The following is a 19,191-nucleotide window of genomic DNA, read 5'->3' as shown; positions in this document are numbered from 1 at the left end:
TCCCTTCTGTCAAAATAAAAACTATTCCATGATTCCTTTTCTTTTATTTTAACAGGAGAGCTTTTCTTTTGCAATGTTATATATTGCAAAATCATCTCAATCTCCGACTGAGATAACACTCCGTGGGGCGCACATTGTCCAGTGGACGATGGTTCTGCGCGGACCGTAACGAAGTGTAGACCGCAGCGATCCTAAGAAGAATTTGTCAGCTTGTGCTGACTAGAATTGTGCGCCAAGTCTCACGAATGTTCGACTTGAATTTTTATAACTGTTTTGTTTTCTTTACACAGGCACGAATACTTTCGGAAACTGCACTTCGCATGCCTCTTTCTTCTAACACACCAACTCCCTCTATTGTTGTTCCCGCCGGTGAGCAGACCATATCTTTTAACTCACCCGGATGCATACCTGTTTCTAATACCATCTTTGCACTTCCATATACAGCCTGTGCCGCAAATTCATATGCCTGTTTTCTTGGCATGCCCTCTGCAACTGCTCCATCTGCCATTGCTTCGATAAACATAAACACAAATGCCGGTGAACTTCCGCTGACTGCGCCAACCACATCCAGAATTTTTTCTGTCACGGTATCTGCACGTCCAAAAGAACGAAGCAGCACCAGCGCATCTTCGAGTTCTCTTTCTGTAACCTCTTTATTCGGGCAGACACCTGTAATGCCTTCTCCAACCAGCGCCGGTGTATTTGGCATGGTACGGATAATTTTATGACCTGCTCCAAACTGTGCTTCCAACCATTCCAGTTTCTTTCCCGCTACAATCGAAATAATCACCTGTTCTGATTTTATTTCTGATTTTATTTCCTGAATTACTTCTTCACAAAACTGAGGTTTTACTGCTAAAAAGATTACATCTGCATCCTGTACCGCCTCCTTATTATCGGTTGTACATTCGATTCCAAGTGTTTCCTGTACTTTTTTAGCAGAGTTTTCTGTTTTCGTAGATGCCTTGATATCCTCTTTTTTTAAGATTCCTTTTTCTAATATCCCGCCAATAATTGCGGTTGCCATATTTCCACAGCCTACAAATCCTATTTTCATGTCTGTCAAACCTCCTGTATTGTTTTACAAACTCTCAAATTCTTTAAATCAAGTGTAGTAAGAATTCTGAGAATACATTTTTTCTTATTATCCAACGTTTTTTTCTTTTTTGCAAGTATTGGCTGTGTTTTTTCTCTTCTCATGGTATAATATGATGTAAGTGTCAAAAGTATAAATTGCGGTTGTGCTTGCACAAAAAGCAATTTATACTTAATTGACACGCCGAACAACGAAAACGCAATAAAATGGGGCGAATACGCCGTTTTATGGAAGTTTGAGGTGTTCGAGGATTGCAGGAATTGCGTAGCAATGGAGCAATCCGGTTCATCAGTGAGTGGCAAAATTTACTTTTGACACTCACATCATAATATATTTCAAGACTAATAAAAAAACTAAGACTACTAAAGGAGTTATCAACTATGAACAATGAATTATTTTCTGTTTATCACTGCAAATCCTGCAATAAAATCGAAGTCACCCAGTATATCTCTCCGGAACAAATCAAAGAATTTGGATTTACCGCAGAAGAATTAAAACCAAGCTGTCCAGCCACCGGAAGCTATGACTTAGAAGAACTTGGCCAGATGACAGACAAAGAACTGCGTCATTTTTCCTACAGCGATGTAGAGGGTGTAAAAGAATACTTAAAAAATCGCAGTCAGTCTGGTCCGAAACTATAATAAAAGCCATCCGGCATGCTTCTTGTATGCCGGATGTTTTATTCACAACATTTTGCTAAGCGAGTCACTACCATTTCTATCTTCTCCAATTCAATCGAAGAATAATTCATGACATAAGTGTTTTGGATTTCTTCCCGATTTTCCTTATAGTACGCAGACAATGGAGACAGTTTAATTCCCTGCGCTTTTGCGTTCTCCATTAATTGTTCCTGTGGCTTTTTCGTTTCAATCTTCATCAGAAAATGAACTCCTGCCTCTTCTCCGGAAATGGAAACATATTGGTTCAAACGACTTTTTTTAATGGTCTCTACAATGGTATTTCGTTTATTATGATAATAATTTCGCAGCCGGTTAATGTGCTTTTCAAAATAACCTTCTTCAATAAATTTTGCCAGCGTATACTGTTCAAAATTAGAAACCGTACAAGAATAAAAAGACAGTTTTTTATAATACTGCTGAAAAAGTTCTCTTGGAAGGATCATATAGCTGATACGCACGGTGGACGCAAGTGTTTTTGTAAAGGTATTCATATAAATCACTTTGTCAGACACATCCATGCTTTGCAGCGTTGGAATCGGCTGACCACTTAAGCGCAGTTCACTGTCATAGTCATCTTCAATAATATAACGATTTTCTGATTTTGAAGCCCAGCCGAGCAGTTCATAGCGTCTGCTGACCGGCATCACAATTCCTGTCGGATAATGATGAGATGGCGAAATGTGTGCAATATCGACTTGATTTTCTTCCAGCTTAGAAATTTCCACGCCTTCCTTATCCATATCAATATACTTACAGAGCACTTTATAACTTTGATAGATTTTTCCAATTTTCCGATATCCCGGATTTTCCACAGCATAAATCTTTTCATTTCCCAAAAGCTGGATTAACAAGCCATATAAATATTCTGTTCCGGCACCTACAATAATCTGTTCCGGTAACACCGCCATGCCACGGAACTCTTTTAAATGCTTTGCAATAGCTTCTCTTAGAAAAAACACACCGCCGCAGGGGGGATTAATCATAAGCTGCATCTGATTTTCATTTAAAACTTCCCGGATTGTTCTGGTCCAGATGGTAAATGGAAACAATTCACTCTCTGTCTGATTACTTGTAAAATCTGCCAGATATGCATTTTCCCCTCCGGTAAGCGGTACCATTTCCTTTACAAATGTTTTCTTTTCAATTTCAATGACCTGTTTAAAATCCGTAACATAAAATCCTTTTTTTGGAATGGAATAAATATAACCTTCTGCAATCAGCTGTTCATAAGCATTTTCCACCGTAATGACACTGATACCCAGATTTTTTGCAAAACTTCTCTTAGACGGCAGTTTCTCCCCTGCCTTAATACTTCCCAGTAAAATATCATTTTTGATGCATTTATACAGATATTCATAAAGGGAATCTGACCCTATATTTGTAAAATTATAAGTAAGCATATTGTCTTATCTCTCCAATCTGACCTTACTGAATATATTTATTTTGGCAATTTAAATAGACTCACTTTAGAATTATAATCTACCCATGCGATTTCGTAAATGATTTTTTAGGAGGCTTTTCAAAATGGAAAACAGATATGAATTAAATAAAGAACTGGCACAGATGTTAAAAGGTGGCGTTATCATGGATGTTACTACACCGGAACAGGCAAAAATTGCAGAAGAGGCAGGTGCCTGTGCCGTTATGGCACTGGAAAGAATTCCGGCAGACATCCGTGCAGCAGGCGGTGTCTCAAGAATGAGTGACCCAAAAATGATTCGCGGAATTCAGGAAGCTGTTTCTATTCCGGTTATGGCAAAATGCCGTATTGGACATTTCGTAGAAGCACAGATTCTTGAAGCAATTGAAATTGACTACATTGATGAAAGTGAAGTATTATCTCCTGCAGATGATGTTTATCATATCAATAAAAGAAACTTTAAAGTTCCTTTTGTATGCGGTGCAAAGGATTTAGGCGAAGCATTAAGAAGAATTAATGAAGGAGCTTCCATGATTCGTACCAAAGGCGAACCTGGTACCGGTGATGTTGTCCAGGCAGTCCGCCACATGCGCAAAATGAACAGTGCGATTGCTCAGATTAAAGGAATGCGTGAAGATGAATTATTTGAAGCTGCAAAACAGATGCAGGTTCCTTACGAATTAATTGAATATGTTCATGTAAACGGCAAATTGCCGGTTGTAAACTTCGCAGCAGGCGGCGTTGCAACTCCTGCTGATGCCGCACTTATGATGCAGCTTGGCGCAGAAGGTGTTTTTGTCGGTTCCGGTATCTTCAAATCCGGTGACCCGAAAAAACGTGCCAACGCAATTGTAAAAGCGGTTACAAACTATACCGATGCAAAAATGATTGCTGAACTGTCCGCTGACTTAGGAGAAGCCATGGTCGGAATCAACGAGCAGGAAATTGAATTACTGATGGCAGAAAGAGGCAAATAATGACAATCGCAGTACTCGCCGTTCAAGGCGCTTTTATTGAACACGAAAAAAAATTAGAACATCTTGGTGCAGACTGTATTGAACTGAGAAAAGCAGAGGACTTAAATCAGCACTATGATGGAATTGTACTGCCCGGAGGAGAAAGTACCGTTCAGGGAAAATTAATGAAAGAACTTGGTATGTTCGATATCATAAAATCCCAGATTAAAAATGGCATGCCGGTTCTTGCTACCTGCGCCGGAATGATTCTGCTTGCCGATAAACTGGAAGCAGAATCCAAAGTACATCTTCAGACGATTCCGATGACCGTAAAACGAAACGCTTACGGTCGCCAGCTTGGAAGTTTTCATACAAACGCAACGATAAAAGGAATCGGAGAAGTTCCAATGACTTTTATCCGTGCCCCTTACGTTTCCCAGGTTTCTGATGAAGTCGAAATTTTATCTGTTGTAGAAGAACGAATCGTAGCAGTCCGCTATCAAAAACAGATTGCCCTTGCCTTTCATCCGGAACTTGATAACGATTTAAGAATCCACGAAATGTTTCTCTCTTTATGTAACTAAATAAAAGAAATGCCAGACAGCCATATTTTCAGAGCTGTCTGGCATTTCTTATTAGCGTTCTTCCTGTTTAAACATTACAATAAATCCGACAAGCAATAGCAAACAGGAAATCCAAATTGTATGCATACCTAATATTGGAATAAACCTGCTTCCAATTCCTGCACCTAATGCAAACAAAAAAATGATTCCAAAATAATGGAATGATTTATAAAGCATCTGTTTATTATGATTCTGCTGATAAGAACATAATGCCTCCATTCCACTTCTCAGATTGCCAATACACATTGTACTGGCAAATGCATAGCTGGCAACTTTTCTAAAGGATTGAACCTGCATTGCACAGGAAAAGGACACCAGTGCATTGGCAATCAGATTTTGTTCTTCCGGCATAAATCCAACCAAAAACAACAAAACAATTTCAATCAGTAAAATAATCTGTCTCCAATGAAGTCTCTGGGCATTTTGAAAAGACTGACGAATCCACGTCGCAACTGCCACTCCAAATGCAAAAAACAAAACCGGAACCAGGTAACGAATCGTAAGTTCCCAGTTACATGCAAATACATTCTGGCTAAATAATACAATATTTCCTGTCTGCGCATTTGCAAATACTTCACCTCGTGAAACATAAGTATACACATCCTGAAGCCCGCCGGATATGGACAGTACAGCGGCCGTCAAAAATGATTCTGACATCTGTCTTCCTACATGTTGAAAATTTAAAGTTCTCATTTTATCTCCCCAATTAATTTATTATTCTTTCACTCAAGTACAGTACCTGAATGTTTTATCCGTAATAATTCTTGCAAATATAAGTCCTAAAGGCAATGCTAAAATGATAAGCAGTGCCGATGCAAGCCACGAAGCTGCCGCTGTCAGATTCATAATTCCAAGATTATAAAATCCTTTATATAGATATAGTCCGGGAACCATAATTACAATTGATGGAACTGTAATGGAAATTCTTGGATAACCTGCCATACCTTTTAACGTTGAAGCAAGAATCCCCGCAAAAAAGGCACCAATAAAAGCTGCTGCTGCCGGGGGCAGAGATAAGAGGTCAATCAGCTCCAATCTCGTTGTATTTGATATCGCACCTATTATACCAGCGGCAGCAGCAAGACGAATAGGGCTGTTAAACATAATAGAAAATCCTAAAACCCCACAGAAACTGGCAAGTAAACGAAACACAATCCACTGCCATAAGGCAAACTCTAAAGGCAAAAATGGTATTGGTTTAAGCCCCAGTACCATAGCAAGTATCCATGCTGTCATCGTTGCAACCGTTACAATAATCATTGAATAAGCAAGCCTCTCTGTTCCCGAACGCATATCCAGCTTTGCAAGATCAATTCCACTCGTAATAAATGGAAATCCCGGAATAATAAACAGCATAGAACAAATATACCCTGCTTCATGCTGTAAATTCACAGCAAAAATAAGCTCCAATAATTTTAACAAAACCGTATAAGTAAGACAGGCTGTGGATACCGAAGAAATGATACATAAAAACAGCGTAAAATGATGTTTTGAAAGTTTACACCTGATATAGTTTCCTATTCCTGCACCTGCAAATGCACATAACATTTCTACAATTCCTCCGCCAAGAAGGAAAGTAAATGCACCACAAGCCAATGCTGCGAATACAGCTAAAGTAACAGGAGAATATAGACCATGAATTTTTTCAATTTTATCCAGTCTTGAATGAATTTTTTCACAACTTTGCCCGATTTCATCTGTTGCGAAATTGCTTACCAGCTTTTCCAGACGATTCAGCTGCGACGTATTTACCCCTGTATTGGTCAGACATAAAGACTGACTAAAACTATCATTTCCATCAAAACATGTATAATTAATTGACATTAACCCAATATCAACTGTACAAGTAACATTCATAAGTTCCGATAATTCATTCATGGAACTACGGACACGCCATGCTCCTGTGCCACAGGCAAGCATCATAATTCCAACTCTTCCAATTACAGATGCTTTTTCTGACAGACTCGCCCCTGTAATTGGTGTTAAATCTTTTTTATCCGTATATTCATGCCAGAGGACATCCATATGATTTTTCTTAATTGTCGCTTCATTCTTTTTTGTCCTCATATTTTTCCCTCTTTTCGTCTATAAATCAAAGCTGTCTGTTCCTGCCATTTTTATCATTTCTTCTCGACATGCCAGCACCAGTCCATCTATTACTTCAAGATGCTGAAGCATTTTTGATTCAAACTGATGAATTGGCAAAAGAACGCCTAATTCATCAAACGATTTTCCGGGTTTACTGCCTGTTTCCTGACCATAATATACTACAGCTGAAAATGCTTCTTTTTGTATTTTGTGGAAAACAGACCAGATAATATCATATGCCTGTGCTTCGGTCAGATTCAATTTCTTTGTATCCGGAAGCGCATATAAGATGAGAATTCCTCTCTCTTTATTTTCCTGTTTCTCGCAAATATTCATACCTGAAGTGTAATATCTGACCAGATTATATCCATCTGCCAGATATAATTTGGAACGCGGAGCTGCTTTATGCATCTGATAAATTTCCCGAAATTTTTTATATTCATGTTTTGAAACAACTGCTTTTTTTTCTTGTAATAACTCTCCGTCTACATCGGTAAGAAGAACGGGATTCTCCCCGCATTTTCCATGGAACCGTCTCGGTATTAAATAAGACTCCTTTAATAAATCAAACATACTGCGATTACAGAGTTCAAGCAAAAGTGCACTCACATCTCCATTTTTATATGCATTCAGCAAAACTTCCGCAAAATGATGCGGATCCGGATCCATATATCGATTGTCATCACATAAATGATCATAAAATGTCTCCATTAATCTTTCACAGGATTGTTCTGAAGAAAGAATCCTCGAAAATATATTTTCAACCTCTTCTTCTCGTGGTAATACTAATGACATAACACCATCTCCCTATATTTCTCTTGTTTTTTTATTCTAAAAAGATTATAATTTCATATTAGAAATAAGTAAAAGATATCATTGATATAATAGAAATATTTTTTTGATATGTCAAGGAGTTTTCGTATGAATGTAAATTTTGAATATTATAAAATTTTTTATTATGTGGCAAAATACAATAATTTTACTAAAGCTGCCCATGTTCTGAATAACAGCCAGCCAAATATCACACGTGCAATGAACTGTTTGGAACACGAACTCAACTGCACATTATTTGTCCGGACAAACCGTGGAGTCTGTTTAACACCAGAAGGCGAACGACTTTTTACAAGAGTTTCTGCCGCCATGACTCAGCTTCAGCTGGCAGAAGAAGAACTCTCTGACAGTGTTAGACTAGAACACGGCAGCATTTCTATCGGTGCAAGTGAAACCGCACTGAATATTTATTTACTGGAACATCTAAAAAAATTTCATATCGCTTATCCCGGTGTTCGTTTAAAAATCTGTAATCATTCTACTCCACAAGCTATTCGTTCTGTACGAAGCGGTGAAATCGATTTTGCGGTTGTCACAACTCCAACTCAGCTTGATGCACCATTAAAAGAGTTAAAACTAAAATCTTTTCAGGAAATTTTAATCGGAGGGAAAACGTTTACCTCCCTTGCCACTCAAAAATTTTTTCTGAAAGACCTGATAAAATATCCTTTTATTTGTCTTGGCTTAGAAACAGCCACCTATCATTTTTACTATAACTTGTTTCTTTCCCATGGAATCGAACTGATTCCCGATACAGAAGCTGCAACAACTGACCAGATTCTTCCATTGGTAAAAAATGAACTGGGACTTGCTTTTCTGCCAGAAGAGATGACAAAAGAAGCACTTCAAAGACAGGATATTGTTCAGATTCCCCTAAAAGATAAGGTTCCGAAACGTCATGTATGTATGGTATATGATTCTAAACGACCAATGAGCATTGCTGCACAAAAATTAAAAAAGATTCTTCTTGAAGAAAAAAAGCTATAGTGTTAACCCCACTACAGCTTTTTTTACATTATTGATTTACATGGAAATTAATCCAAACGCATTTGCCACTGAACTGATCAAAATAATTGCCGCAAAAATCGGACATAAGTATTTAATCATAAAACGGAAAATCTGTCTTCTCTTAAATGGATGTCCCTCTTGTACCACTTCTTCTTCAATTTTATCGACTCCTACCACTCTTGATATCAACAGACAAGTAGCAATCGCTGCAATCGGCATCATAACAGAGTTTGTCAGGAAATCAAAGAAATCCAAAAACTGCATTCCAATGATTTTAATACCGGCAAGCGGACCATAGCCAAGACAAGATAATGTACCAAGTAAAATCATAATCGCACCCATTACAACTGTGGATTTTTTACGAGTCCAGTGTAATTCATCTTCAAAAGTTGATACTGCACTTTCTGTTAATGCAATGGAACTTGTGATTGCCGCAAACAATACTAACAGGAAAAATAAAATTCCAACCGCAGTTCCGAATCCCATATTTGCAAATACTTTTGGAATGGTAATAAACATCAGTGCCGGTCCTGCATTTAAGGTATCTGCATTTCCACCGGAGAAAGCAAATACTGCCGGAATAATCATAAGACCTGCCATGATTGCAATTGCAGTATCAAAAATTTCTACATTTTGGGTTGATTCCTCAATTGAAGTATCTTTCTTCATATAAGAACCAAACGTTACTAAAATACCCATCGCAATTGACAAAGAATAAAACATCTGTCCCATTGCAGACACTACTGTCATCCAGGAAAAGTTCTTAAAATTCGGTACTAAGAAATATTTTACACCTTCAATTGCTCCTGGTCTTGTCACAGAATAAACTGCAATAATAACTGATAATACAACCAGAATCGGCATCATAAATTTAGATACCCGCTCAATTCCGTTACGCACACCTGCATAAATAATTCCAAGTGTGGCAAGGGTAAAGATTAAGAAACAGATTTCTGTTGATAATCCATTTGAAATAAAGCTGGAAAAATAATTATCGGAAGCCAGATTCTTGGACTGTCCTCCTATATATCCCACCAGATATTTAATAACCCATCCTCCGATAACGGAATAATACGGTACAATCAGAATCGGAATAATTGCATTAATCCATCCTCCAACTGCAAATCCCTTTGACTTTCCAAAGTGCTCAAATGCACCAACGGGACTCTTTCTGGTCATACGTCCTAAAGAACTCTCTGCCATAATCATGGTATAGCCAAATGTCAGTGCCAGTATGATGTAGACCAGTAAAAAGATTCCTCCGCCATATTTCGCTGCCAGATATGGAAATCGCCAAATATTTCCAAGGCCTACAGAAGCACCGGCTGCTGACAATACAAAACCGAGTTTTCCAGAGAAGGTACTTCTTTTCTTGTTTTTGTTCATAAAAATATTCTCCTTCTTTTTTGAATATACCTCTTAGTGTAACATAGGCATGGCAAAAAAGCAATCATAAGGACTGGAGGTTTTTTGCCAGTCAAGTGGATATTCGCAATCCGCTTCGCTACTTGCTCATAACCAAATAGCTGCTACGCAGCTTATCAGAAGGGACTTGCCCCCTCCTGATACAAGCAAGTCCCCGCCCCTGCTTATTGCTTTTCGCAATTGAAGCAGGGGACTTACTTGATTTGGTTAAATTAAAAACAGAGAGAACCTTTCAACCGGAACTCTCTGTTTTTGACTCTCTCATCATTTAATAAATAAATTCAGGAAACCGGTAGACTGTAAGAACAAAATGGTCATAATCACCGGCATGATGTAACAAATCATAATGTTATATAATTTTTTTCGGCCAAATTTGCTACCATTTAATTCCATCTCTTCCGCAATCCACTTCGGTTTCATAATCCATCCGATTAAAATAGAAGAAAGCAACGAAATAAACGGCATCAGGAAACTATTACTGATATAGTCCATAATATCTAATAACTGTCCGATACTTCCATTCGGAAGTTTGACTTCCACATAAAAGATACTGTATCCCAGAGCAATGACTGCTGTTGCAATTAAGTAAATAACAGATAACACTTTTGTTGTAATTTTTCTTTTTGCATGAAATAATTCCATACAGTTTGCAGCAATGGATTCCAATACAGAAATACAGGAAGTTAATGCTGCAAATCCGGCAAGTACGAAAAATACAATTCCAATTAATCTGCCGGCAAATCCCATACTGAAAAATACTTTTGGCAGGGAAACAAACATCAGCCCAGGGCCGGCGGACATTCCGTCTAATCCAGAGAATACATAGACAGCCGGGATAATCATAACACCTGCTAAAAATGCAACACCGGTATCCATAATTTCAATCTGGGATACGGCCTTATTTAAATCAACGTCTTTTTTTACATAAGAACCATAAGTAATCATGATACCCATAGATACACTTAAAGAAAAGAATAACTGGCTCATGGCATCCAGTGTAATCTGTAAGAAACGACTCACTGTAAGCCCGGAAAGATCAGGAGTTAAATAAACTTTTAAACCATCAATACCGGTTCTTACTGTTCCATCATCCAGTGTATTCTTCAGAGTTAATGAAAATATGGCAATTCCAATTACCATGACTAAAAGAATCGGCATGATAAACTTAGAAACTCGTTCAATTCCTTTTTCGACTCCATTATAAACAATAAGAGCCGTTAACAGCATAAAGATAACACCAAACCACACAGAGGATGGCGAAGAAATAAAGGAAGTAAAACAATTATCATCTACTGCCTGTTTTCCTGAACTAAACAAATAAATAGTAATATATTTTAAAATCCATCCACCAATAACTGCATAATAAGTCATAATCAATACCGGAACAAGGAAAGTCAAGATTCCTAAAAATTTCCATTTTTTACGCATTGACTCATAGGCGTAAATCGCACTTTTTCCGGTTTTTCGTCCGATTGCAATATCTGTAGTCAGTAAAGTAAAACCAAAGGTCAGAACCAATACAAGATAGATAATCAGAAAGAGTCCCCCTCCATCTTTCGCAGCCAGGTAAGGAAACCTCCATAAATTGCCGACTCCCACGGCACTTCCAGCGGCAGCAAATACGAATCCTATCTGACCGCTGAATCCACTTTTTTGTTTCATTCTCTTTCACCTCATCTTTTTTATTTGATACTTAGATATCATACCATCAAAACAATCCAGACCTCATCAGTCAGTGTGTTGATTTGCTACGCCAAACAGCGTCTGCTACTCCTTCACCGGAATTTTCATTGGTACATTTTATCATTAAACACTCTTTATTGTCAATTTCTTTATTTCAGAAAATCCTGTACATTATCTTTCGTCACTTTTTCATAAGGCAAATAGATATATCTTTGATTTTCAAATTCCACTTTTTTCATTTTTTCTCCGGTAACAAGCTGACGTGCAAGCTGTGCCATTGCATTTGCCTGTGCCTCTTTATCATTATATACCGTAGCGGCCATCTTTTCTTCTAAAACAGCTTCTAAACCTTCATCTGTGCCATCAATTCCCAAAAAGGCCGGAATATCAGTCTCTGTATAGCCGAGCTTTTCATAGGCATCAATCGCTCCAAGTGCCATATCGTCATTATTTGCCAGCACAAGTTCAATCTGATTGTTATATTGATTGATCATCTGTGTCATTCGATTTTGAGCCTGTGCCCGATTCCAGTTTGCGATTTCATAACTTAGTTTTTCTAATTCAACTCCTTTTTCTTTCAAACTGTCAACTGCACTCTCTGTTCTTACGATTGCATCCTGATGTCCCATTTCCCCTTCCAATACAACATACTGAATTTTTCCGTCTTTATTTCGATCAACCGTTTTTCGTTCCCAAATCAAATCTGCTGCCAGCTCTCCCTGCATGACTCCGGACTGCTTTGCTTTTGCTCCGACATAATACAGTTTCTCCCACTGGTTCAAATCCTCTGCCACAGGCTCCCGATTAAAGAAAATGAGCGGAATATCACTTTTCTTTGCCGCCTCGATAATTTCAGACGGATTGGTTCGATCTGCCAGATTCACACAAAGTACGTTACATCCCTCTTTGATTAAACGCTTCACCTGATCATTCTGTATTTTTTGTGAACCGGCTGCATCCTGAACCGTTACAGATATTTTATGTTGATTTGTTTCCAGCCTGTTGCACTCTTCTTTAAAACAGGACACCAGTTCATTGATATACGTATCACTTTGGTTGTACGAAGCAAGCCCAATATTTATTTTTTCGGTTTCTGTTTTTTCCGGCATTCCACAGGCACTTAAGCCACATAAGCATACCAAAAACACGAACGCCAGTTTTTTTTGTTTCATTTTTTCTTCAGCCTCTCTTTGTTTTCTTACTGACTCATCTTAAATAACAATTCCTGATTTTTTTCTGAAAATAAATTTTCTTTTCGAAGCACAGTATAAGATAATACTTTGCCATGCACACAATACGTCATTTTTTTTAAAGCGTGTGAGAGTTCTACCAGACTTTCATATCCCACATTAAATTCATCCGGTACAAGCAAACACTCTGCTTCTCCGGTATCCAGATAATATGCTGCCTCTGTCGAGCAGCCAATTCCATAAATCATAGAACCATAAATTTCATTTTCTTTTACCGCTTTTCCTGCCTCTACCAGACTTCTATCATCTAACGCAAACAGATAATCTACCTTTTCCTGCTGTTTTAATAGCTTTGCATCTTCTCCCGCTTCTGTCACCCAACAGATTTTGGCATCTGTTTCTGACAAAGCATCCTGTACTCCTTTTTCTCGCTTTTTAATTGCTTCAGAACGATTATTACTTAAAAAAATTCCGACTTTCTTCTGCTTTAATTTTCCATCGTTATCCTTTAACAACTCTTCTACCAGACGTTTTCCCATTTCATAATGGTCCGGCTCTGCTACAGGAATTTTGGAAGTGTTTTCAGGCGCTGCCGAAAGTTCAGAAAGCAATAACACCGGTACCTTTATTTTTTTTAACTGTTCTGCAAGCGTTTCGTCTGCTACCGGCTCGATAATCAGTGCATCTGCTCCTTTATCAATTTCATGTTGAATAGCAGACATTTCCTCTTTTGCAGTCTGAAACTGTGTCGGATTTATAATAAATACATCCACATTTTCATCCTGTGCTGCCATCTTTAATCCATACTTAAAAGCCGACCATTGCGTTTCATCTGAATTTTGAATGATTACGGAAATTCTTTTTAAATCCTGCCCTTGCCTCTTTTGAACTGTAAAAATAATCATTCCGATCAGCAAACATCCTAAAATGCATTCCACTAAAATAAACATTTTTTTGCTACTTTTCATAAATTTATTCCCTGTCTTTTTTCTGTATTTGATCCTTGCTGAATAAATAACCTTTTTCAAGAATCCGACGATTTTCTTCTGTATATACGATTGCAGGAATACGAATCAAAACTGTTGTTCCTTCATCAAGTTCACTTTCGATTTTTAAGCCATACTCTTTTCCAAATAAGATTTGAATTCTGTTATTTACATTCGTAAGCCCTACTCCCGAACCTTTCTTGTGAACTCGATTCGTATCCATCAAAAGAAATTCAATTTCTTCTTGTGGAATCCCAATTCCATTATCAATCACGGATAAAATCAACGTTCCCTCTTCTTTTGTTACCTGAACCTTAATTTCTCCGTCCTCATCTTCTTCCAACAAGCTCATTCCATAGTTAATTGCATTTTCAAGAATTGGCTGCAGCGTTAATTTCACCGCACAATATTGTTCCAATTCTTCATCTACTTCAAAAGCAACCTGAAATTTATTTTTATAACGCACTTTCTGGATATTCATATAACTTTTTGCATGTTGCAATTCATCTTTTAAGCTGATAATCGTATGCCCTTTTGAAAGACTGATGCGGAATAGTCTTGCAAGCTGCGAGATCATAAAAGTCGCTTCGTCATTTCGCTCTCCCTCAATCATCCAGGTAATCGAATCTAACGTATTATATAAAAAATGAGGATTAATCTGACTTTGTAAGGCATCCAGCTCACTTTTTCGCCTTTCATTTTGCTCCCATACAATTTCATTCATCAACGCTTCATTACGTTTATAGGAATTTTGGATTGACTTACCTAAATGCCGGATTTCCAGGGAACCACCAATATAAATATCCGGTTCTTTTCCGGCCTCATGCTCTGATACCGAATGATTCAATTTTAAAATCGGACTTGAAATTCGAAGTGAAACAATTCGATTGACAAGCACTAACATCATTGCCATTAACAGCATCAACATCACAATAAAACATTGCAAATTCGTCAACTGATTTGTAAAAATCGAATACGGTATCACACCAACTAATTTCCAACCGGTATAACTGATTGGACTTACGATTACCTTTCTATGTTTTCCCTCGAAGTATTCATCATAAATCATCTTTTGTGATTTTGCGGCCGCTTCGCTGCTTTCACTGAGCTTTCCGTCACTAATCTGCATCTGTCTCGGATGATAAATAATTTTGCCATTACTATCACATAAATAAAAATACTGCCCATTTTCTAAGGTGTTAATCTGATCCATCATACGTGAGATTTCAGAATAATCCATATCTACCAACAAGACACCTTTTTGTGAATTTACACCATTTGTCAACTCCACAACACGACTTGAAGAAATAACCCAATAATAGCGAAACGTTCCATCATCAAATAAATTCTGGATATGTGGAATCGAAAAATGTATATTTTCCATTTCATCCATCGCATGGATAAACCAATCCTGCTTTGTCACATTTGGATCCTCTTTTTGAGATACGACCGGCTCTGCTGCAATCAGACTTCCAAAATTATTATAAATTGCGATACTTCTTAATCTACTTTTATTTGCTTCATATAATAACTGCATTCCTTTTTGAATTTCTTCTGACTCCGTAGAAAAATCGCTTTCTTTTATCACACTATAATAAGCTGCATCGGAAATTTGTCTCATATTCATCAGATAATCTTCCATGCTTTCTTTGCTTTGTTCCATCAGCTTTTGTGTGCTTTTAATCATTTCCTGCCTGGATAAGTTAGAGAAACGCATATACATTACAATTCCCGTAAGCAGCATGATTGAAACAGAAATAATAGAAAACGCAACCATAATCGTCGACTGGATTCCGCCTGGTTTTAATCTCTCTAAATAGTTTGCGATTTTATTTCTCACCTTTTGCATACTCCGTTCTATATTTCGATGGAGAAACTCCATATTGTCTTTTAAATACATAACTAAAATAATTTGCGTCGGTATATCCTACACTTTTTGCAATCATGTAACTTTTTTCGTTTGTTTCTATTAAACGTTTACATGCTTTTTCCATACGATACTCTGTCAGATAACCCACAAAAGAATTTCCGGTCTCTTTTTTAAACATGCTCGAAAAATACGAATTTGACACTCCTAATTCTTCACAAATATCATCCAAAGAAAGCCCTTCTTCTCTATAATGACTTTCTACATAGGTTTTTGCTTTTGTGATCAACGACTTTGTAGAAGACGAACGGGCATCTGTAATCTGCTCCCGAAAAGAGAGGCTCACTTTTAACAACCATTTTTTTAGTCCTTCCGGTTCTAAATTGATTAAAATCTGATAAATCTCTCCCATTTCTCCGGAAAACTCTTTACTGCTAATTTCATTATTTTCAGAAAAACGATACAAGGTACTGATTAGTTCCATTAATGCAACATGATGTTTTTGTAGTGTCTCAGATGGCACAAACAAATGTTTTAAATAATTTTCCACGCTTTCTTCTATTTGTGCTTCGGAGCCAAGGCGAATCATTTTAAATAGTTCTAAAAGTTCTCCCTCGCTTGACACTTCCTGGTCGACCTGTTTTTTCGGAACAATTTCCTTAATATTAATTGCTCTGGAACTTCCATATAATACTCTGTAGGAAACCGCCTCTTTTGCTCCTTGATAAGATTTTGATAATTCCAGCAGTTCGTTACAAACTGCCCCAACTCCGATGGTGGTAACGGCGCCAAGAATTCTATGCACATATTTACAAAAGCGGTCACATTCGTCTGTCAATTCCGAAATCTCACTTTCCTGTCTAAGCTGTACAATTAAAACAGTATTTCCTAAATAAGCAAAGCATTTCGCTTTCCATTTTGGTGCTAATTGCTCTTTTGCCTGCCTTTCAACTGAAATTGCTAACAGTTGCGGATTCATTCCTTCCGGCACCCGATTGGTCGATGTATGAATCACGATGCAGCCAAACACAGGCGCTTCAAATTGAATTTGATAATCTTTTAAATATTGTTCTAACTGTTCTTCATAAATGCGTCCTTCAATTAAAGTCGAATAAAAGTTTGCCTGAAGCAGCGGTAAGGAATCCATATAATACTTTTGCAGCGTTTCTACATTTCGTTTTTCGTCGATTTCCTGATCCAATTTCTGTTTTAATTTTGCAAATACTTCTGTTAGTTCAATCGCATTTAACGGTTTTAAGATATATTCTTCGATCTCCAAGTGAACGGCTTCTTTTGCATATTCAAATTCATCAAAGCCGGTAAATAACAAAATTTTTGTTGTCGGATATCGGCTTTTGATTTCGCCACAAAGCTGCATCCCGTCCATATAAGGCATTCGAATATCTGTCATTACTACATCCGGTTGGAATTCCTCTATCATCTCAAGCGCCTTTAAACCATTATTCGCATGACCAATTACGCAAAATCCAAGCTTGTCCCAATCTATTTTTCTTTCAATCACTTGTGTTACTTCTTCTTCATCATCTACCAAAAGCAAGCTATATGTATTCATCCGCTTTTCTCCGTTTTTTTCTTTTTAATTTTCTTTTTATTATACATGATTTTATGCCAAAAAAGAATCCTGCATTTTTTTTGCAGGACTCTTCCTTTTGCCTTGATTTTTTATTATTTTTTCTGTACGTATTTTAAGCAGTCCAATGTTACCGCTACAAGAATAATGATACCTGAGAATACGAACTGAAGATTTGTATCAATACCAAGAATGGTAAGAGAGTAGGTCAGTGCTGTAAAGATAAATACACCGGTCACAACGCCTGAAATTTTACCAATACCACCGGTAAAGGATACACCACCTACAACACAGGCTGCGATGGCATCCATTTCCCATCCCTGTCCATATGCTGCGGAACCGGAACCAACCATTCTTGCACATTCCAGCCAGGCACCAAATCCATAAAGAATACCTGCCATGATGAAAGCACCAAGCATTACACCAAATACTGAGATACCAGAGACTGCTGCGGCTTCCGGATTTCCACCTACTGCGAAAAGATTCTTTCCAAATGTGGTTTTATTCCAGATAAACCATACAATTGCAACTGCTGCAACGGCCCAAAGAATAATAGTTGGGAAACCATTTACTTTTGGAATGATCATTCCCGGAATCGATGCTTCAATCGCACCAAAGGATACACCCTTTGTTGAATAAGTAACTAAACCAAAGATTACAAGCATGTTTGCCATCGTTGAGATGAACGGATGCATTTTAAATTTCGCCGTAAAAAAGCCTGCGATTGTGGTAAACAAAGTACATAAGAATACACACACAACTAATGCGAGGAATACTCTGCCTCCAACAGACATTCCTGTAAAGTCAAACACATGTCCAAATACAGTACCGGTATTTATGCCCTGATGCATAATGATGGTTGCTGCAGTCATACCCATACCAACCATACGTCCGATTGACAAGTCTGTACCGGTAAGTAAGATCAGACCTGCAACACCAAGTGCCAAGAACATTCTAGGAGATGCCTGCTGTAAAATATTTAATACATTGTTATAAGTTAACAGCGGAGTTCCTTTTTTAATCGGAGTAATAATACAAAGTGCAACGAATACCAAGATAATTGCAATGTACAATCCATTCTGTAAAAAGAACGAACGGGTATTAAATTTATATTTGTAGTTTTCCCATTTCTGCTCTCTTGTCTCTAAGAAAGTGAACTTTGACAGACGAAGCATATCAATTAAATGATATTTATGATTAAATGCTTCATGTCTTTCATCTTTGATTCCCTGATATTCTTTCTGTAACTCTAATTTTGCATTCGCTAAACGGTTTTTATAAACGTAATTTTCATCTTTAATTTCTTTTTGCTCTTTTAATCCGGAAAGAATTTCTTTGTGCTGTCTCTCTAATTCTGCAAGTCTTTCTTTATAACGTTCCTTGGCCTGTACTTTTTCTGCGGCACAGCTTTCTTTTATCGGTGTATAATACTCTTTATCAAAGTGAGCTTTTAAATAATTTTCTGCATCTGCAATTAATTTTGAAATTTCATCTTTATTTTTACTTTCAACTGCTTTTGCTTTTTCAAGTTCTACCTGACACTGTGAAATTCGGTTTTCACGTTCTCCTTTTGTAAGAGTACGATCTCTTTTGATTCCGTCAATGATATTCTGGTACTCTAATACCTTTGCGGTACCATCTTTTCTAAGTACATCAATCTGCTTTTGAATTTTACCAACATATTCGTCAATTGGCTGACGAAGTTTCATCTTATCTTCCGGTGTAAGAATTTTACTATTTGCCATAT

At 37.5% G+C, this 19,191-nt stretch carries 16 protein-coding genes; 4 read left to right on the top strand and 12 right to left on the bottom strand.

Going from position 1 to position 19,191, the window contains the following annotated elements:
• Positions 1-262: 262 nt before the first annotated feature.
• Positions 263-1,057 (bottom strand): pyrroline-5-carboxylate reductase, encoded by a 795-nt coding sequence (gene proC, locus ACYQ2D_RS15620; protein WP_459786097.1) that lies wholly within the window; start codon positions 1,055-1,057, stop codon positions 263-265.
• A gap of 419 nt (positions 1,058-1,476) precedes the next feature.
• On the opposite strand from proC, the gene ACYQ2D_RS15615 reads away from it, so the two are divergent.
• Positions 1,477-1,737 carry a toxin PIN gene (locus ACYQ2D_RS15615; protein ID WP_372555656.1) on the top strand — a complete coding sequence of 87 codons (261 nt, stop codon included), beginning with the start codon at positions 1,477-1,479 and terminating at the stop codon, positions 1,735-1,737.
• Between the two features lie 38 nt (positions 1,738-1,775).
• On the opposite strand, the gene pdxR is transcribed toward ACYQ2D_RS15615, so the two are convergent.
• Entirely contained in the window at positions 1,776-3,176 is a 1,401-nt protein-coding gene (gene pdxR, locus ACYQ2D_RS15610) for a MocR-like pyridoxine biosynthesis transcription factor PdxR (RefSeq protein ID WP_459786095.1), read from the bottom strand.
• Between the two features lie 124 nt (positions 3,177-3,300).
• Here pdxR and pdxS point away from each other — a divergent pair, with 124 nt between their 5' ends.
• Entirely contained in the window at positions 3,301-4,173 is an 873-nt protein-coding gene (gene pdxS / locus ACYQ2D_RS15605; RefSeq protein WP_117457990.1) for a pyridoxal 5'-phosphate synthase lyase subunit PdxS, read from the top strand.
• Complete coding sequence (gene pdxT, locus ACYQ2D_RS15600) at positions 4,173-4,736, top strand: pyridoxal 5'-phosphate synthase glutaminase subunit PdxT (protein WP_444147719.1); 564 nt, start codon at positions 4,173-4,175, stop codon at positions 4,734-4,736. The genes pdxS and pdxT overlap by 1 nt, the downstream gene beginning before the upstream one ends.
• A 51-nt stretch (positions 4,737-4,787) precedes the next feature.
• On the opposite strand, the gene ACYQ2D_RS15595 is transcribed toward pdxT, so the two are convergent.
• From ACYQ2D_RS15595 to ACYQ2D_RS15585, 3 genes are read right to left on the bottom strand one after another with little or no spacing between them, the layout of a single operon-like run.
• Entirely contained in the window at positions 4,788-5,468 is a 681-nt protein-coding gene (locus tag ACYQ2D_RS15595) for a YoaK family protein (RefSeq protein ID WP_022302836.1), read from the bottom strand.
• Between the two features lie 33 nt (positions 5,469-5,501).
• Complete coding sequence (locus ACYQ2D_RS15590; protein ID WP_022302837.1) at positions 5,502-6,842, bottom strand: threonine/serine exporter family protein; 1,341 nt, start codon at positions 6,840-6,842, stop codon at positions 5,502-5,504.
• 18 nt (positions 6,843-6,860) lie between these two features.
• Positions 6,861-7,658, bottom strand: a complete 798-nt coding sequence (locus ACYQ2D_RS15585; RefSeq protein WP_459786093.1) for a DUF4866 domain-containing protein — start codon at positions 7,656-7,658, stop codon at positions 6,861-6,863.
• Positions 7,659-7,784: 126 nt separating this feature from the next.
• Between ACYQ2D_RS15585 and ACYQ2D_RS15580 the strand changes: the two genes are divergently transcribed.
• Positions 7,785-8,681 (top strand): LysR family transcriptional regulator, encoded by an 897-nt coding sequence (locus tag ACYQ2D_RS15580; protein WP_459786091.1) that lies wholly within the window; start codon positions 7,785-7,787, stop codon positions 8,679-8,681.
• Positions 8,682-8,717: 36 nt separating this feature from the next.
• On the opposite strand, the gene ACYQ2D_RS15575 is transcribed toward ACYQ2D_RS15580, so the two are convergent.
• The 7 genes from ACYQ2D_RS15575 to ACYQ2D_RS15545 all read right to left on the bottom strand — a co-directional run bounded on the left by ACYQ2D_RS15575 (position 8,718) and on the right by ACYQ2D_RS15545 (position 19,189).
• Entirely contained in the window at positions 8,718-10,088 is a 1,371-nt protein-coding gene (locus ACYQ2D_RS15575; RefSeq protein WP_459786090.1) for a sodium-dependent transporter, read from the bottom strand.
• Positions 10,089-10,391: 303 nt separating this feature from the next.
• Positions 10,392-11,789, bottom strand: coding sequence for a sodium-dependent transporter (locus tag ACYQ2D_RS15570; protein WP_459786088.1), 1,398 nt, complete (start codon positions 11,787-11,789; stop codon positions 10,392-10,394).
• A gap of 170 nt (positions 11,790-11,959) precedes the next feature.
• Positions 11,960-12,982: a galactose ABC transporter substrate-binding protein gene (locus ACYQ2D_RS15565; protein WP_459786086.1), complete on the bottom strand. Its 1,023-nt coding sequence runs from the start codon at positions 12,980-12,982 to the stop codon at positions 11,960-11,962.
• Between the two features lie 26 nt (positions 12,983-13,008).
• The gene (locus ACYQ2D_RS15560) at positions 13,009-13,968 is read right to left on the bottom strand and encodes a sugar ABC transporter substrate-binding protein (protein ID WP_117457609.1); all 960 of its coding nucleotides are present in this window, start codon (positions 13,966-13,968) and stop codon (positions 13,009-13,011) included.
• Between the two features lie 4 nt (positions 13,969-13,972).
• The gene (locus ACYQ2D_RS15555) at positions 13,973-15,835 is read right to left on the bottom strand and encodes a sensor histidine kinase (RefSeq protein ID WP_459786084.1); all 1,863 of its coding nucleotides are present in this window, start codon (positions 15,833-15,835) and stop codon (positions 13,973-13,975) included.
• Positions 15,816-17,426: a response regulator transcription factor gene (locus ACYQ2D_RS15550; protein WP_117457610.1), complete on the bottom strand. Its 1,611-nt coding sequence runs from the start codon at positions 17,424-17,426 to the stop codon at positions 15,816-15,818. Before ACYQ2D_RS15550 ends, ACYQ2D_RS15555 begins: the two co-directional genes overlap by 20 nt.
• Before the next feature lie 113 nt (positions 17,427-17,539).
• Positions 17,540-19,189, bottom strand: coding sequence for an ABC transporter permease subunit (locus ACYQ2D_RS15545; protein WP_459786082.1), 1,650 nt, complete (start codon positions 19,187-19,189; stop codon positions 17,540-17,542).
• Positions 19,190-19,191 lie beyond the last annotated feature (2 nt).

The organism is Blautia stercoris (assembly GCF_054657695.1).
This window is presented reverse-complemented; position numbering and strand designations above follow the sequence as displayed.

Coding starts and splice junctions, on each gene's coding strand:
- ACYQ2D_RS15585 (WP_459786093.1), bottom strand. CDS start 7,658: ATGTCATTAGTATTACCACGAGAAGAAGAGGTTGAAAATATATTTTCG.
- ACYQ2D_RS15570 (WP_459786088.1), bottom strand. CDS start 11,789: ATGAAACAAAAAAGTGGATTCAGCGGTCAGATAGGATTCGTATTTGCT.
- ACYQ2D_RS15560 (WP_117457609.1), bottom strand. CDS start 13,968: ATGAAAAGTAGCAAAAAAATGTTTATTTTAGTGGAATGCATTTTAGGA.
- ACYQ2D_RS15555 (WP_459786084.1), bottom strand. CDS start 15,835: ATGCAAAAGGTGAGAAATAAAATCGCAAACTATTTAGAGAGATTAAAA.
- ACYQ2D_RS15550 (WP_117457610.1), bottom strand. CDS start 17,426: ATGAATACATATAGCTTGCTTTTGGTAGATGATGAAGAAGAAGTAACA.
- pdxR (WP_459786095.1), bottom strand. CDS start 3,176: ATGCTTACTTATAATTTTACAAATATAGGGTCAGATTCCCTTTATGAA.
- ACYQ2D_RS15565 (WP_459786086.1), bottom strand. CDS start 12,982: ATGAAACAAAAAAAACTGGCGTTCGTGTTTTTGGTATGCTTATGTGGC.
- ACYQ2D_RS15595 (WP_022302836.1), bottom strand. CDS start 5,468: ATGAGAACTTTAAATTTTCAACATGTAGGAAGACAGATGTCAGAATCA.
- ACYQ2D_RS15615 (WP_372555656.1), top strand. CDS start 1,477: ATGAACAATGAATTATTTTCTGTTTATCACTGCAAATCCTGCAATAAA.
- pdxT (WP_444147719.1), top strand. CDS start 4,173: ATGACAATCGCAGTACTCGCCGTTCAAGGCGCTTTTATTGAACACGAA.
- proC (WP_459786097.1), bottom strand. CDS start 1,057: ATGAAAATAGGATTTGTAGGCTGTGGAAATATGGCAACCGCAATTATT.
- ACYQ2D_RS15575 (WP_459786090.1), bottom strand. CDS start 10,088: ATGAACAAAAACAAGAAAAGAAGTACCTTCTCTGGAAAACTCGGTTTT.
- ACYQ2D_RS15545 (WP_459786082.1), bottom strand. CDS start 19,189: ATGGCAAATAGTAAAATTCTTACACCGGAAGATAAGATGAAACTTCGT.
- ACYQ2D_RS15590 (WP_022302837.1), bottom strand. CDS start 6,842: ATGAGGACAAAAAAGAATGAAGCGACAATTAAGAAAAATCATATGGAT.
- pdxS (WP_117457990.1), top strand. CDS start 3,301: ATGGAAAACAGATATGAATTAAATAAAGAACTGGCACAGATGTTAAAA.
- ACYQ2D_RS15580 (WP_459786091.1), top strand. CDS start 7,785: ATGAATGTAAATTTTGAATATTATAAAATTTTTTATTATGTGGCAAAA.